This is a genomic window from Conexibacter sp. W3-3-2, assembly GCF_009707605.1.
Taxonomy (GTDB): domain Bacteria; phylum Actinomycetota; class Thermoleophilia; order Solirubrobacterales; family Solirubrobacteraceae; genus Paraconexibacter; species Paraconexibacter algicola.
The window spans coordinates 623,040-636,887 of the sequence record NZ_WLYW01000001.1 but is presented as its reverse complement, the minus strand read 5'-3'; the positions used below and the strand labels follow the sequence as shown (position 1 = coordinate 636,887).

At 75.0% G+C, this 13,848-nt stretch carries 16 protein-coding genes and 1 pseudogene; 16 read left to right on the top strand and 1 reads right to left on the bottom strand.

All coding sequences use genetic code 11. The annotated features are described in order from the left end of the window. Positions 1 to 13: 13 nt before the first annotated feature. From hisZ to hisF, 7 genes are read left to right on the top strand one after another with little or no spacing between them, the layout of a single operon-like run. Positions 14 to 979, top strand: a complete 966-nt coding sequence (gene hisZ / locus GKE82_RS03200) for an ATP phosphoribosyltransferase regulatory subunit (RefSeq protein ID WP_154732306.1) — start codon at positions 14 to 16, stop codon at positions 977 to 979. Next, positions 976 to 1,617: an ATP phosphoribosyltransferase gene (gene hisG / locus GKE82_RS03195; protein WP_107571458.1), complete on the top strand. Its 642-nt coding sequence runs from the start codon at positions 976 to 978 to the stop codon at positions 1,615 to 1,617. Before hisZ ends, hisG begins: the two co-directional genes overlap by 4 nt. After that, positions 1,607 to 2,809 (top strand): histidinol dehydrogenase, encoded by a 1,203-nt coding sequence (hisD, locus tag GKE82_RS03190; protein ID WP_233243966.1) that lies wholly within the window; start codon positions 1,607 to 1,609, stop codon positions 2,807 to 2,809. Before hisG ends, hisD begins: the two co-directional genes overlap by 11 nt. Continuing rightward, positions 2,806 to 3,402 (top strand): imidazoleglycerol-phosphate dehydratase HisB, encoded by a 597-nt coding sequence (gene hisB, locus GKE82_RS03185; protein WP_107571459.1) that lies wholly within the window; start codon positions 2,806 to 2,808, stop codon positions 3,400 to 3,402. The genes hisD and hisB overlap by 4 nt, the downstream gene beginning before the upstream one ends. Next, complete coding sequence (hisH, locus tag GKE82_RS03180) at positions 3,399 to 4,076, top strand: imidazole glycerol phosphate synthase subunit HisH (protein ID WP_154732305.1); 678 nt, start codon at positions 3,399 to 3,401, stop codon at positions 4,074 to 4,076. The genes hisB and hisH overlap by 4 nt, the downstream gene beginning before the upstream one ends. Next, positions 4,073 to 4,855, top strand: coding sequence for a 1-(5-phosphoribosyl)-5-[(5-phosphoribosylamino)methylideneamino]imidazole-4-carboxamide isomerase (hisA, locus tag GKE82_RS03175; protein ID WP_107571461.1), 783 nt, complete (start codon positions 4,073 to 4,075; stop codon positions 4,853 to 4,855). Before hisH ends, hisA begins: the two co-directional genes overlap by 4 nt. Next, positions 4,855 to 5,622 (top strand): imidazole glycerol phosphate synthase subunit HisF, encoded by a 768-nt coding sequence (gene hisF, locus GKE82_RS03170; RefSeq protein ID WP_107571462.1) that lies wholly within the window; start codon positions 4,855 to 4,857, stop codon positions 5,620 to 5,622. Before hisA ends, hisF begins: the two co-directional genes overlap by 1 nt. A 14-nt stretch (positions 5,623 to 5,636) precedes the next feature. Here the strand turns inward: hisF and GKE82_RS03165 are convergent, their stop codons facing one another. Continuing rightward, a complete protein-coding gene (locus GKE82_RS03165) occupies positions 5,637 to 7,265 on the bottom strand; it encodes a PQQ-binding-like beta-propeller repeat protein (RefSeq protein ID WP_154732304.1) in 1,629 nt (542 codons plus the stop codon). 29 nt (positions 7,266 to 7,294) lie between these two features. Between GKE82_RS03165 and GKE82_RS03160 the strand changes: the two genes are divergently transcribed. From GKE82_RS03160 to GKE82_RS03120, 9 genes and pseudogenes are all read left to right on the top strand, one after another. Then, complete coding sequence (locus GKE82_RS03160) at positions 7,295 to 8,476, top strand: CCA tRNA nucleotidyltransferase (protein ID WP_154732303.1); 1,182 nt, start codon at positions 7,295 to 7,297, stop codon at positions 8,474 to 8,476. Beyond that, positions 8,473 to 9,231, top strand: a complete 759-nt coding sequence (gene pgeF / locus GKE82_RS03155) for a peptidoglycan editing factor PgeF (RefSeq protein ID WP_154732302.1) — start codon at positions 8,473 to 8,475, stop codon at positions 9,229 to 9,231. Before GKE82_RS03160 ends, pgeF begins: the two co-directional genes overlap by 4 nt. Continuing rightward, on the top strand, positions 9,219 to 9,890 hold the full coding sequence (locus GKE82_RS03150; protein ID WP_154732301.1) for a YggS family pyridoxal phosphate-dependent enzyme: 672 nt from the start codon (positions 9,219 to 9,221) through the stop codon (positions 9,888 to 9,890). The genes pgeF and GKE82_RS03150 overlap by 13 nt, the downstream gene beginning before the upstream one ends. A gap of 47 nt (positions 9,891 to 9,937) precedes the next feature. Next, the gene (locus tag GKE82_RS03145; RefSeq protein WP_107571467.1) at positions 9,938 to 10,486 is read left to right on the top strand and encodes a cell division protein SepF; all 549 of its coding nucleotides are present in this window, start codon (positions 9,938 to 9,940) and stop codon (positions 10,484 to 10,486) included. After that, a complete protein-coding gene (locus GKE82_RS03140) occupies positions 10,483 to 11,094 on the top strand; it encodes a hypothetical protein (protein ID WP_309233365.1) in 612 nt (203 codons plus the stop codon). The genes GKE82_RS03145 and GKE82_RS03140 overlap by 4 nt, the downstream gene beginning before the upstream one ends. A 37-nt stretch (positions 11,095 to 11,131) precedes the next feature. After that, positions 11,132 to 11,896, top strand: coding sequence for a pyrroline-5-carboxylate reductase (locus GKE82_RS03135; RefSeq protein ID WP_154732300.1), 765 nt, complete (start codon positions 11,132 to 11,134; stop codon positions 11,894 to 11,896). Next, complete coding sequence (locus GKE82_RS03130; RefSeq protein WP_154732299.1) at positions 11,893 to 12,207, top strand: YggT family protein; 315 nt, start codon at positions 11,893 to 11,895, stop codon at positions 12,205 to 12,207. Before GKE82_RS03135 ends, GKE82_RS03130 begins: the two co-directional genes overlap by 4 nt. After that, positions 12,204 to 12,710 carry a signal peptidase II gene (gene lspA / locus GKE82_RS03125; RefSeq protein ID WP_107571470.1) on the top strand — a complete coding sequence of 169 codons (507 nt, stop codon included), beginning with the start codon at positions 12,204 to 12,206 and terminating at the stop codon, positions 12,708 to 12,710. Before GKE82_RS03130 ends, lspA begins: the two co-directional genes overlap by 4 nt. Further along, positions 12,614 to 13,555: pseudogene (locus tag GKE82_RS03120) on the top strand (RluA family pseudouridine synthase); the annotation flags it as partial. The gene lspA and the pseudogene GKE82_RS03120, both read left to right, overlap by 97 nt. Positions 13,556 to 13,848 lie beyond the last annotated feature (293 nt).

Genomic DNA, 13,848 nt, shown 5'->3' with positions numbered 1-13,848 from the left:
CTCCGAGGTCCCCATGATCCACCCCCTTCCCAGCGGCACCCGCGACGTCCTCCCCGACGAGAGCCGGGAGCTGCGCGCCATCACCGAGGCGATGCGCGGCGTCTTCGAGCGGGCCGGCTACGGCGAGGTCTGGACGCCCGCGATCGAGTACGAGTCCGTCGTCGGCCGCGTCGACGGCGGCCGTGGGGTCTACCGCCTGTTCGACGACCACGGCGAGGTGCTGCTGCTGCGCTCCGACCTCACCGTCCCGATCGCGCGCCTGGCCGCCACCCGCTACGCGCCCGCCGCGTTCCCGCTGCGGCTCAGCACCTTCGCGCACGTCTACCGCGGCGTGACGCCGCACCGCGGCCAGATGCGCGAGACGCTCCAGGCCGGGATCGAGCTGCTCGGCGCCGGGGCGCCCGGCGGCACCACCGAGGTCCTCAACGTCCTCTGCGCCGCGCTCGACGCCACCGGCCTGCGCGATTACCGCATCGGGCTCGGGGACGCGACGCTCTACCCGGCGCTGCTGGAGGCCTACGCGGTCCCCGAGGAGGCGCGCGACGGGCTGCTGGACGCGCTCGTGCGCCGCGATCTCGTCGAGCTCGGCTCGCGCGTGGCGGCGCTCGGCCTGCCCGCCGAGAGCGCCGACGCGCTCGCCCGCATCCCGCAGCTGCGTGGCGGCGCCGACCTGCTGGCCGACCTGCCGGCCGGGCCCGCCACCGACTCCGCCACCGGCCTGCGCGGCGTCCTCGACGGCCTCGACGCGCAGGCGGCCGACCGGGTCATCTTCGACCTCGGCCTGCTGCGCGACCGTGGCTACTACACCGGTGCGGTCTTCGAGGTCTACGCCCCCGGCGTCGGCATGCCGCTCGGTGGCGGCGGCCGCTACGACGACCTGCTCGCGCGCTTCGGAGCCGACGCGCCCGCCGTCGGCTTCGCGCTCGGCGTCGACAAGGTCCACCTCGCCCTGGTCGCGGAGACGGAGGCCACCGCATGAGCCCGAACAACGGCCTCACCATCGCCGTCCCGCGCGGCGCGCTGATGGGGGACACGCTCGACCTGCTCGATGCCCTGGGCGTCGACACCACCGAGGTCCGCGAGAACGACCGCAAGCTGCTCTTCGAGGACGTCGGGATCGTCACCATGCGGCCCAGCGACGTCCCCACCTACGTGGAGGCCGGGGCGGCGGACATCGGCATCACCGGCAAGGACGTCCTGCTCGAGCAGTCCGAGCGCGAGGTGTACGAGCTGCTCGACCTCGGGTACGGGCGCTGCGAGATGGTCGTCGCCAGCGTCGACGAGCCCGGCGGCGACCCGATGGTCGAGGCGCTGCGGCGCCTCGGGGTCACCCGGATCGCGACGAAGTACTACGCGATCGCCCAGCGCCACTTCGAGGAGACCGGCCGGCAGGTCGAGATCGTCGAGGTCAAGGGCGCCGTCGAGCTCGCGCCGCTGACCGGGCTCAGCGAGGCGATCGTCGACCTCACCGCGACCGGCACGACGCTGCGCGAGAACGGCCTGGTCATCCGCGAGCGGCTGTTCGTCGCCACCGCGCGGCTGATCGCCAACCCCGTCGCGCACAAGCTCAAGGCCCAGGCCATCGACGACCTCGTGGAGCGGATCCGTGCGCGTTGAGCGGTTCACCGCCGGCCCCGACCACCGCGCCACCGTCGAGGCGATCCGCGCCCTGACCCCCGGCGCGGCGTCGGTCACCGGCCTCGTCGGAGAGATCGTCGCCTCCGTGCGCGACGGCGGCGACGCCGCCCTCGCCAAGTACGTCGAGCGGTTCGACCGCCCGCCCGCCGAGCCGGCCCCGCTGCCGCAGGACGTCCGCGCGGGCCTCGAGGTCGCGATCGCCAACGTCCGCGCGGTCGCGCGGGCCCAGGTCGGCAGCGGCACCAGCGTCACGCTCCCGCAGGGCCACACCGTCGAGATCCGCGAGCTGCCCGTGCGCCGCGCCGCGATCTACGTCCCCGGTGGCCGCAACCCGTACCCGAGCACCGTCGTCATGGGCGTCGTCACCGCCCAGGAGGCCGGGGTGGAGGAGATCGTCGTGTGCGCGCCCGGCATGCACCCCGTGATCCGGGGCGCCTGCGAGCTGCTCGGCGTCACCGAGACCTACGCGATGGGCGGCGCCCACGCGATCGCCGCGCTCGCCCACGGCACCGAGACGATCGAGCGCGTCGACGTCATCGCCGGTCCCGGCGGGCTGTGGGTGCAGGAGGCCAAGCGCCAGGTCTCCGGCGCCGTCGGCATCGACGGCTTCCTCGGCCCCTCCGACGTCGTCGTCTGCGCCGACGGGTCCGTCGACCGGCAGCTCGTGCTCGCCGACCTGCGGGCGCAGGCCGAGCACGGGGAGGGCACGATCGTCGTGCTGGTCTCCGACGACCTCGCGCTCCTGGACGAGCTGCACGCGGAGCTCGGCGTCTTCGAGACCGAGGCGGTCGCCGCGACCGTGCTCGCCCACGACGCCGCCGACGCGATCGCCCTGAGCGAGGCGTTCGCGCCCGAGCACCTCGAGCTCGTCGGACCCAGCATGGAGGCGCTCGTCGACGACATCCGCTGCGCCGGCTGCACGTTCCTGGGAACCGCCGGGGGCACCGCCTTCGGCGACTACGTCGCCGGCTCCAACCACTCGCTGCCGACCGGCGGCGGCGCGCGGTTCGGCAGCGCGCTCGGCCCGCGGACCTTCCGGCGGCGCATGAGCGTCGTGCGGATCGGGGACGCCGCCGACGCCCTCGCCGGGCCCGGCGCGGCGATCGCGACCGCCGAGGGCTTCACCGAGCACGCGCGATCGATGACCCTGCGACAGAATGGACGTCCGTGAGCGAGCGCCGCGCCGAGATCAGCCGCAGGACCGCCGAGACCGACGTCACGCTCGCGCTCGGCCTCGACGGGTCGGGGCAGGGCACGCGCGTCACCGGGGTCGGCTTCTTCGACCACATGCTCGACCTGCTCGCCCGGCACGCACGCCTGGACCTCGAGGTGCAGGTGACCGGCGACCTGCAGACCGGCGCGCACCACACCGTCGAGGACACGGGCATCGTGCTCGGGCAGGCGCTCGACCGCGCGCTCGCCGACCGGCGCGGCATCTACCGCTACGGCCACGCGGTCGTCCCCATGGACGAGGCGCGCGCGAGCTGCACGCTCGACATCTCCGGGCGGCCCTACTGCGCCTTCCACGCGATCCTGCCGCCCGGCGGCATCGGGAACTTCGACCACGACCTCGCGGAGGAGTTCTTCCGCGCGGTCGCCGGGTCGGCGAAGCTGACCCTGCACCTGCAGGCCGAGGCCGGCACCAACGCCCACCACATCATCGAGGCGCTGTTCAAGGCCTTCGCCCGGGCGCTGCGCGCCGCGATCGCGATCGACCCGACCGAGCCCGGCGTCCCGTCCACGAAGGGCACGCTCACCGGATGACCCCGCCCGTGCCCGCGCCCACCATCGCCGTCGTCGACCACGGGATGGGCAACCGCCGCAGCGTCGAGAAGGCGCTCGAGCGGGTCGGCGTCCGTGCGCGCATCACCGGGGACCACGACGAGCTGCGCACCGTCGACGGCCTGCTCGTGCCCGGCGTCGGCGCGTTCCCCGCCGCAATGGAGCGGCTGCGTGCGCTCGGCCTCGTCACGCTGCTGCGCGACCTCGTCGCCGGCGGCACGCCGCTGCTCGGCGCCTGCCTCGGCATGCAGCTGCTGTTCGAGCGCTCCGTCGAGCACGGCGGCGCCGAGGGCCTCGGACTGCTCCCCGGCGAGGTCGTCGCGCTCGACCCCGGCCCGGCGCACCCGCAGCTGAAGCTCCCGCACATCGGCTGGAACGAGGTCCGCTGGGAGCGGCCGTCCCCGATCTCCGCGGGCCTGCCCGACCCCGCGACCTTCTACCACGTGCACAGCTACGTCCCGCGGCCCTCCGCGCCCGACGTCACGCTCGGCACCAGCGACTACGGCGTCCCGTTCGCGAGCGTCGTCGGCCGCGACCACGTCTTCGGGGCGCAGTTCCACCCCGAGAAGTCCTCCACGCACGGCCTCGCGATGCTCGCGAACTTCGCCCGCCTCTGCGCCCCGTCGGCGCAGCCGAATCCCCCGGTCCCCGCATGATCCTCTACCCCGCCATCGACATCTACGGCGGCAAGGCCGTCCGCCTCAAGCAGGGCGACTTCGCCGACACCACCGTCTACGACGACGACCCGCTCGACGCGGCGCGCGCCTGGGTCAAGGCCGGCGCCCGCTACCTGCACATCGTCGACCTCGACGGCGCGAAGTCCGGGGCGCCGCAGAACCTCGAGCACATCGAGCGGATCACCTCCGAGATCCAGGTGCCCGTGCAGCTCGGCGGCGGCCTGCGGTCGCTCGCGTCCGTGTCCGCCGCGCTCGAGGCCGGGGTCGAGCGCGTGATCCTCGGCACCGCCGCGTTCACCGACGTCGACTTCCTCGACGACGTGCTCGGCGCCTACCGCGACCGGGTCATCGTGTCCGTCGACACGCGCGGGGGCATGGTCTCCACGCACGGCTGGCAGGAGACGACGACGATCCCCGCCGAGGCGGTCATCGAGCAGCTCCAGAACCGCGGCGTGCGCTCGTTCGTGTACTCGAACGTCGACCGCGACGGCATGCTCCAGGGCCCCGACCTCGACGAGGTCAACCGCATCGCCGCCGTCGTCAAGGGGCGCTTCATCTACTCCGGCGGCATCGGCAAGGTCGAGGACCTCTCCGCGCTGGCCGGCCTGCGCCAGGTGAACCTGTTCGGGGTCATCGTCGGCAAGGCGCTCTACGAGCAGAAGTTCACGATCGCGCAGGCGCACGACGCGCTGGTGCCGCCGCGCCGTGCGTCCGGTCCCGGCGGTCGCACCGATCTGTTCCAGCCCGGCCGGGACTGATGCACCTCAAGCGCGTGATCCCGTGCCTGGACGTCGACGCCGGGCGCGTCGTGAAGGGCACGAACTTCGTCGACATCCGCGACGCCGGCGATCCCGTCGAGCTCGCGGAGCGCTACGACGCGGCCGGGGCCGACGAGCTCGTCTTCCTCGACATCACCGCCACGCACGAGAAGCGCGACACGATCGTCGACCTCGCGCGCCGCACCGCCGACAACGTCTTCATCCCGTTCACGATCGGCGGCGGGATCCGCTCGGTCGCGGACGCCCAGGGGGTCCTGGACGCGGGCGCCGACAAGGTCTCGATCAACAGCGCCGCGGTCGCGCGCCCCGAGCTGATCGGCGAGCTCGCCGACGTGTTCGGCGCCCAGTGCGTCGTGCTCGCGGTCGACTGCAAGGCCCGCGCGGACGGCACCGGCTGGGAGGTGTACGTCGCCGGGGGCCGCACGCCCACCGGCCGCGACGTCGTCGACTGGATCCGGGAGGGCGTCGAGCGCGGGGCGGGGGAGATCCTGCTCACGAGCATGGACCGCGACGGCACCAACGACGGCTACGACCTGCCGCTGACGGCGGCGGTCAGCGCCGCGGTCGGCGTGCCCGTCATCGCCTCCGGCGGCGCCGGGACGCTCGACCACCTCGTCGACGCGCTGCAGGCCGGCGCCGACGCGGCGCTCTGCGCCTCGATCTTCCACTACGGGCAGCACACCGTCGGCGAGGCCAAGCGCCACCTGCTCGACGCGGGCGTGCCGGTCCGCCCGCCCGTCGACTGACGGTCTTCGCGCCGCTACCCGCGGCGCGCGCGGCAGACCTTGCGGCCGTCCGCGTCGGTGAAGCAGACGACCGGCCGGCGCGCCCGGCAGGTCGTGCGGCCGTCCGCGCCTCGCACGCACACCAGCGGCTCGGGCACCCGGCAGACCCGTCGGCCGTCCGAGCGGAAGCAGAACCGCACCCCGCGACGGCGCAGGTCGTTGCGGCGGGCGACCGCCGCCCGTCGGGCGGCGACGCGCCGGGCCAGCGCGCGGGCCTGCGCCTGCTTGCGCCGCGCGACGCGCCGGCCGATCACGCGGCGCCGCTCGGCGGCCGTGAGCGGCCGCGCCTTCGGCGCATCGCCCGAGGAGGAGCCCGGGCGACCGTCGAACGCGAACATGCTCGTCGAGCCCATCACGAACAGGCCGCGCCCGGTCGACACGACCGGGTTGAACTTGCCGCGCCCGAACCGCCAGATCGTGCGGCCCGACCGGGCCGTGACCGCGGTCGTGCGGCCCTCGAGCGTCGAGGAGAACACGAGGTCCCCGATGACCGTCACGCCCCCGGAGATGCGGCCGCCGACGTTCTTCGTCCAGCGCGGCCGGCCGGTGCGCGCGTCAAGCGCGTAGAGCTTCTTGTCGTAGGAGCCGATGTACACCGTGGGCCGGGTCCCCGGGACCTCCGCCACGGCGGGGGAGGAGTAGACGAACCCGCCGGTCTCCTTGCGCCACGCGAGCTTGCCGGTCCGCGCGGAGAACGAGTACACCCCGCCGTCGGTGTTGCCGACGTAGACGCGGCCGAACGCGACCGCCGGCGTCGAGTAGAAGTTGCCCGCCGAGAGCCCGAAGCGCCCGCCGCGCGTCTCGGTGCGCCACAGGCGCTTGCCGTCGCGCAGCCGCAGCGCCTGCACCGCGCCGCCGTAGTCGGCCATGAACAGCCGGTCGCCCTCCAGGGCGAGGGCGCCCTTCACCGCGCCCGCGGCCTTCGCGGTCCACTCGACGCTGCCGTCGGAGGCGTCCAGCGCGTACACGGTGCCGTTCTCGGTCCCGAAGTACAGCGAGCCGCGATGCAGCAGCGGGGAGGACTCGGCGCGGCTGGGCAGCTTGCGCGACCAGCGCGTGCGGCCGTCCTTGGCCGAGACCGCGACGACCCGGCCCTTGCGGATGCCCTTCCCGCGCTCGAGGATCACCGAGTAGACCGTGTTGTGCGCGACCGCCGGCGAGGAGGCGGCGAGGTGGCCGAGCTTCGTCTTCCAGCGGACCTTGCCCGTCTGCCGCGCCAAGGCGTAGAGCGCCGCGTTGTTCTTCAGCAGGTACATCGAGCGGGCGCCGAGGACCGGCGGGAACTCGAGCAGGATCTTCCCGCCGAGCTTCCAGCGCCGCTCGAACGGCGGCCGCAGCGGCTTGTCGACCGGCAGGTACTGGGTGCGGGACTTCGTGAACCCGTAGACCGGCCAGTTGAACGCCGACGGCCCCTCCGAGGCGGGCGCGCGCACGGGCGGCGCCTCGGGCGCCTCGTCGCGGAACTCCACGTCGGTGTTGACCACGTCGCCCTGCTCGCCGCCGCCGAGCAGCAGCACGGCGAGGCCGCCGCCCCCGACCAGGACGGTGAGCGCGGCGAGCACCGCGAGGACCAGGCGTCTCCGTCGCCGGGGGCGCGAGGGCATCGGCTCACCGTAGCGGGGACACTTCGTGCGTGCGCCCCCCGGCCGACGTCCTCGAGGCCCTGCGCGCCGCCCCCGGGGCGGCGCCGCTGCTCGACGCGCTCGCCGACGTGCCGGGCCTGTGGGTCGTCGGCGGTGCCGTCCGCGACGTCCTGCTGGACCGGGTGCCGCGCGAGCTCGACCTCGTGGTGGAGGGCGACCCCGCCGCGGTCCTCGCCGCCCTGCCCGGCAGCGTCGTGCAGCACGACCGCTTCGGCACCGCGACCGTCGTCCCGGCCGGGGCGACGCAGGCCCACGACGTCGTCCGCGCCCGCCGCGAGACCTACGCGCACCCGGGGGCGCTGCCGGAGGTCCAGCCCGCGTCGATCGACGAGGACCTGCTGCGCCGCGACCTGACCGTCAACGCGCTTGCGCTGCGCGTGGGAGCCGGGAACCCGGAGCTGCGCGGCGCCCCCGGGGCCGTGGAGGACCTCGAGGCCGGCGTCCTGCGGGTCCTGCACGACGCGAGCTTCCGCGATGACCCCACGCGCCTGTGGCGCACGGCGCGGTACGCCGCCCGGCTCGGCTTCGCGGTCGAGCCGCACACGCGCGCGCTCGCCGCCGCCGCCGACCCGACGACGGTCAGCGGCACGCGGACGGGCAACGAGCTGCGCCACGCGCTGCGCGAGCCGGACCCGCTCGCGGTGCTCGCGCAGGCCCGGGCGCTCAACGCGCGGCTGCTGCCCGACGCGCTCACCACGGCGCCGCCGCGCCTCGCCGACGCGCTCGCGCTGCTGCCGCCCGACGGCCGCGCCGACCTGCTGACCCTCGCCGCGTGCGTCGAGCCGATGCCGGCCGCCGAGGTCGTGCGGTGGCTCGACGAGCTCGCGTTCCCCGCCGCGGACCGGGACGTCGTGGCCGCCGGCTCCCGCGAGATGGTCCGCACGCCGCTGCGGCGCGCCCGGACCGCCACCGAGATCGGCCGCGCCGCCCGCGGCGTGCCCGTCGAGGTCGTCGCGCTCGCCGGCGGCGACCAGGCCCGCCGCTGGATCGACGACCTGCGCCACCGGCGCCTGGCGATCAGCGGCGCCGACCTGCTCGCCGCGGGCGTCCCGCAGGGCCCGGAGCTCGGCGCCCGCCTCGCCGCCGCACTCGACGCGTGCCTGGAGGACGAGGCGCCCGACCGGGCGTCGCAGCTCGCGGTCGCGCTCGGCACTAGGCTGTCGCGGGAATGAGCGAGCTGCCGGCGCCGTTCCGCTGGAGCGGCGACCACATCACCGCGGACCTGCCGGGGGGCCACGTGCTCTTCACGACCCGGCGCGGCGGCGTCAGCCACCCGCCGTACGACAGCCTCAACCTCGGGCCGTGGACGGAGGACGACGCGGCGGCCGTCGACGCCAACCGCGCCGCCGTCACGCGGCTCGTCGGGCGGCCGATCGCCTCCGCGCGCCAGGTCCACGGCACCGCGGTCGTCTCGATCGACGCGCGGCCCGGCCGCGCCGCCGACCCGCGCCAGGACCCGCCGGAGGCCGACGCGCTCATCACCGATCGCCCGGACGTCGCCGTCGCGGTCCTCGCCGCCGACTGCCTGCCGATCCTCGTCCTCGGCCACGGCGCGGTCGCCGCCGCGCACGCCGGCTGGCGCGGGCTCGCCGCCGGGGTCGTCGACGTCGCCGTGGAATCGGTGCGCGACGCGCAGGTCGCCGACCACGCCCCGATGGTCGCCGTCATCGGGCCCGGGGCCGGGGGCTGCTGCTACGAGGTCGGGGACGAGGTCCGCGAGGCGTTCGCCGAGCACGGCGACGCGGTCCGCGACGGCCGCCGCATCGACCTCAAGGCGATCGCCGCCGAGCGGCTGCGGGACGCGGGCGTCGCCACCGTCCACGACGTCGGGCTGTGCACGCTCTGCGCGCCCGCCGGGATGCTCTTCAGCCACCGTCGCGACGGCGGCACCACCGGACGACAGATGGGGATCGCATGGCGGACCTGATCCGCGGGCTCGACGCCGACCGCGTGCGCGCGGCGGCCGACGGCGTCCGCGCCGAGATCGCCGACGCCTGCGCGCGGGTCGGGCGCGACCCGTCCGAGGTGGAGCTGCTCGCCGCCGTGAAGTACGTGGCCATCGAGGAGCTGCCCGTGCTCGCCGCCGCGGGCGTCACCGTCCTCGGGGAGAACCGCGCGCAGGAGCTCGAGCGCAAGGCACGCGCCTGGGAGGAGCAGGGCCTGGGTCCCGTCACGTGGGACTTCATCGGGCACCTGCAGAGCCGCAAGGTCAGGGGCCTCGCCCCGCTGGTGCGGCGCATCCACTCGGTCGGCAGCGACAGCGCGCTGCGCGAGCTCGGCAAGCTCGACGCGCCGGTCGGCGTGCTCGTCGAGGTGAACATCGCGCGCGAGGAGGGCAAGAGCGGCATCGACCCGCAGGAGCTCCCCGCGTTCCTCGCCCGCTGCCCGCTGCCCGTCAGCGGCCTGATGACGATGCCGCCGCTCGCCGACGACCCCCAGGAGAGCCGCCCGTGGTTCGCGGCGCTCGCGGCCCTCGCCCGCGAGCACGGGCTGCGCGAGCTCTCGATGGGCACCACGCAGGACTTCGCGATCGCCGTGGAGGAGGGCGCGACCGTCGTGCGGGTCGGCACCCGCCTGTATCGCTGAGCCCGCGTGCAGGGAAAACGCGAGCGACCGCGTACTCTTGGGGAGCTATGGCTCTTCGCGACAGCTGGCACCGCACGATGGTCTACTTCGGTCTCGCCGAGGAGCGCGATCCCGCGTACGACGACGAGATCGTCGACGACTACGCGCCCGAGGCGGAGCTCGAGGAGCGCTACCGGGAGCGCCCGAACGTCCGGCGCCTGAACAGCCGCCGGCGCCGCGACGACTTCGACGACATCTTCAGCGACGACGAGCCCGCGGGCCGCGCGCCGAAGACGACGCAGCTGCGGGCCGTCGGCGGCAGCAGCACGCGCAGCCGCGACGTGCGCGTGCACCTCGTCATCCCCAAGAGCTTCAACGACGCCCAGCAGGTCGCCGACAAGTTCAAGGACGGCATCCCCGTCGTGCTGAACCTCCAGAGCACCGACAACGACCTGAACAAGCGGTTGATCGACTTCGCCTCCGGCCTGACGTACGCGCTCGACGGCGGCATGCAGCGGATCGCCGACAAGGTCTTCATGCTCACGCCGCGCAACGTCGAGATCAGCGCCGAGGAGCGCGCCGAGCTGATCGAGAAGGGCTTCTTCAACCAGTCGTGAGCCCGCTCGTCGGGCCCGGCCCGGTCACGCGGTCCTGGATCCATCCCTCGCCGGCCTGGATGCAGCGCGCCGGGCACGCCGTGCTCGCCGGCGGTGGCGTCTGGCTGATCGACCCGCCCGACGGCGAGGAGGTCGAGGCCGCGGTCGCGGAGCTCGGCACGCCCGCCGGGGTCCTGCAGCTGCTGGACCGCCACCCGCGCGACTGCGCCGCGATCGCCCAGCGCCTCGGCGTCCCGCACCTGCGCGTGCCGCTCGACGGGGCCGCCCTGCCGTTCGAGGTCCTGCCGCAGTGGCACCTGCCGTTCTGGAAGGAGGACGCGCTGTGGCTGCCCGAGCACCGCGTCCTCGTCGTCGCCGAGGCGCTCGTCGGCGCCCCCGACTTCGCGGCGCCCGGGGAGACGGTCGGCGTGCACCCGGCCCGCCGCCTGCTCCCGCCGGGCGCGCTCGGACGCCTGGAGCCCGAGACGCTGCTCATGGGACACGGGCCGCCGCTGCACGGCGCCGCCGCGCGGGCCGCGATCGACGACGCGCTGCACGGCGCGCGACGGCGCCTGCCGCTGCTGCTCGGCGCCCAGGCCGTGCGCGCGGTGCGCGGGCGCTTCCGCTGAGCGCCGCGCCACCCGCGACCCGTACTCTTCGCGAGCGATGCAGATCGGCCTGATCGGATCCGGGAACATGGCGGGCGCCATGGCGCGCGGCTGGGCACGGCCCGTGCTGTGCAGCGACGCCCTGCCCGAGCGCGCCCGCGCGCTCGCCGCGCAGACCGGGGGCGAGGCGATCGCCTCGAACCTCGAGCTCGCCCGCCGCGCCGACGTCGTCGTCCTCTGCCACAAGCCGGGGCAGCTGCGCGAGGTTGCCCGGGAGATCGCGGGGGAGGCCCGCGCGATCGTCTCGATCCTCGGCGGGGTCCCGCTCGCCGACGTGCGTGACGCGTACCCCGACCGGCCGGTCGTGCGGCTGATGCCCAGCACGCCGGTCGAGGTCCGCGCCGGTGTCGTGCTGCTCGCCGACGACGGCGACGGCGCGCTCGACGACCCGCTGGGCACCGCGGTGACGGAGCTCGTCGCGGAGCTCGGCACCGCCGTCCGCGTCCCCGAGGCGCAGGTCGACGTCGCCATGGGCCTGATGGCCAACGCGCCCGCGTACATGGCGCTCGTCGCCGAGGCCCAGATCGACGCCGGCGTCCGCGCCGGCCTGCCCGTCCACGTCGCCCAGGAGCTCGTGGTGCAGACGATGGCCGGGACCGCGGCGCTGCTGCGCCACAAGGACTACGACACGCTGACCGTCCGGCGTGAGGTCACCTCGCCCGGCGGGTCGACCGCGCGGGGGCTCGACGCCCTCGAGCGGGCCGGGCTGCGCACCGCCTTCTCCGACGCCCTCGACGCCGTGCTGCAGAAAGAACGCCGATGACCGCCACCCTCGTGCTCGCGACCATCCAGGAGGAGATCGGGGGGTTCATCCGGACCCTGACCTACGTCTACGTCCTGCTGATCATCGCCTACATCCTCACCCAGCTCTTCTTCGGGTTCGGGGGACGGATGCCGTACAACCGCACCGGCAGCGCGATCCTCGGCTTCCTCAACGACACCGTCGGGCCGTACCTCAACCTCTTCCGGCGGTTCATCCCGCCGCTCGGTCCGCTGGACCTCAGCCCGATCGTGGCGATCTTCGTCCTGCAGATCGCCGGGAACCTGCTCGCCGGCATCGTCGAGCACGCGTGAGCGGGGCCGCCGCCCGATCCTGGCGCCTGGCGGGCGTCGTCCTGCTCGCGGTCCTCGCCGTCGACCAGCTGACGAAGGTCCTCGTCCGCCGCGGCGTCGAGCAGGGCAGCAGCGACCCGATCTTCCCGCTGCTGAAGCTCGTCCACGTCGAGAACCGCGGCGTGGCCTTCGGCGCCTTCGCCGGCGGCGGCCAGACGGTCGTGATCATCGTCATCGCGATCGCGCTGGGAGGCCTGCTCGCGTACTTCGCGACCCATGCCCATCAGCCCGGCGTCTGGCTGCCGACGGGCCTGCTCGTCGGCGGGGCGGTCGGCAACATCATCGACCGGGTCGCCCTGGGGGCCGTGACGGACTTCCTGAAGCTGCCGTCGTGGCCGGCGTTCAACGTCGCCGACATGGCGATCACCTGCGGTGTGATCGCGCTCATCGCCGTGGTGGAGATGAGCGACCGACGCCGCGACGAGGAGCCGATCGAGGCCGATGGAGCAGCTGGTCCCGTCTGACTGGGAGGGGGGAGCGCCTGGACGCGTTCCTCGCCGAGCCGCTGGGCTCCCGCAGCCGCGCCACCCGCCTGATCGAGGCGGGCGCGGTCACCGTCGACGGCGCGGTCGTCCGCAAGCGCCACCGGGTCCGCACCGGGGAGCGCATCGCCGTCGACGTCGCGCAGGACCCCGTGCGCGAGCCCGTCCCCGACGATGAGGGGCCGCCCGCCACGTTCGGCGTCGCCTACGAGGACGACGACCTGCTCGTCGTCGACAAGCCGCCCGGCGTCGTGGTGCACCCGGCGCGCGGCAACCGCCACGGCACGCTCGCCCAGGCGCTCGCCGGGCGGGCCGCCGGCGGCGAGGAGGCCTGGCGCGCGGGCATCGTGCACCGACTCGACAAGGACACCAGCGGCCTGCTCGTCGTGGCCAAGAGCGACGAGACGCACCGCGCCCTGAAGGAGCTGCTGCAGGAGCGCGAGATCACCCGCGAGTACCTCGCGCTCGTCGACGGCCGGCCGCCCGCGCGCACCGGCACGATCGACGCGCCGATCGGCCGCGACCGGCGCGTGCGCACCCGCATGTCCACCGACAGCGCCGACGCGCGCGAGGCGCGCACCCACTTCGAGCTCGAGCGCGCCCTGCCCGCCTCGTCGCTGCTGCGCGTGCGCCTGGAGACCGGTCGGACCCACCAGATCCGCGTGCACCTGCAGGCCATCGGCCATCCGGTCTGCGGCGACCCGGAGTACGGTCGCCCCGGCCTGTACGGGCTCGACCGCCAGTTCCTGCACGCCACCCGGCTGCGCTTCGTCCACCCGGGCACGGGGGCCGAGGTCGACGTCGTCTCACCGCTTCCCGCGGACCTCGAGGCCGCGCTCGCGCGCGGCCGCCACGGCCTGATCGCCCGCGTGGTGCGGCGGCGCGCCGCGAGGGCGCGCCGCCGGTCACCGCGGCTCATGCGGGCCGGTCCGCCGGAGGTAGGGGAAGGGGGGCCGACCCGCACTCTCCCCAACGACCGGCGTGAGCAGAACTTGCGTACACTTGCGCTTCTTCGATTCCCGACCCCGTCGGGAGCCTCGCGGCCGCCCTGCCCGGCAGACCATCACGCCGGGTTCGTGCCGCGATCCGACGGGCGCAGCACCGACCAGTACCTCGAACC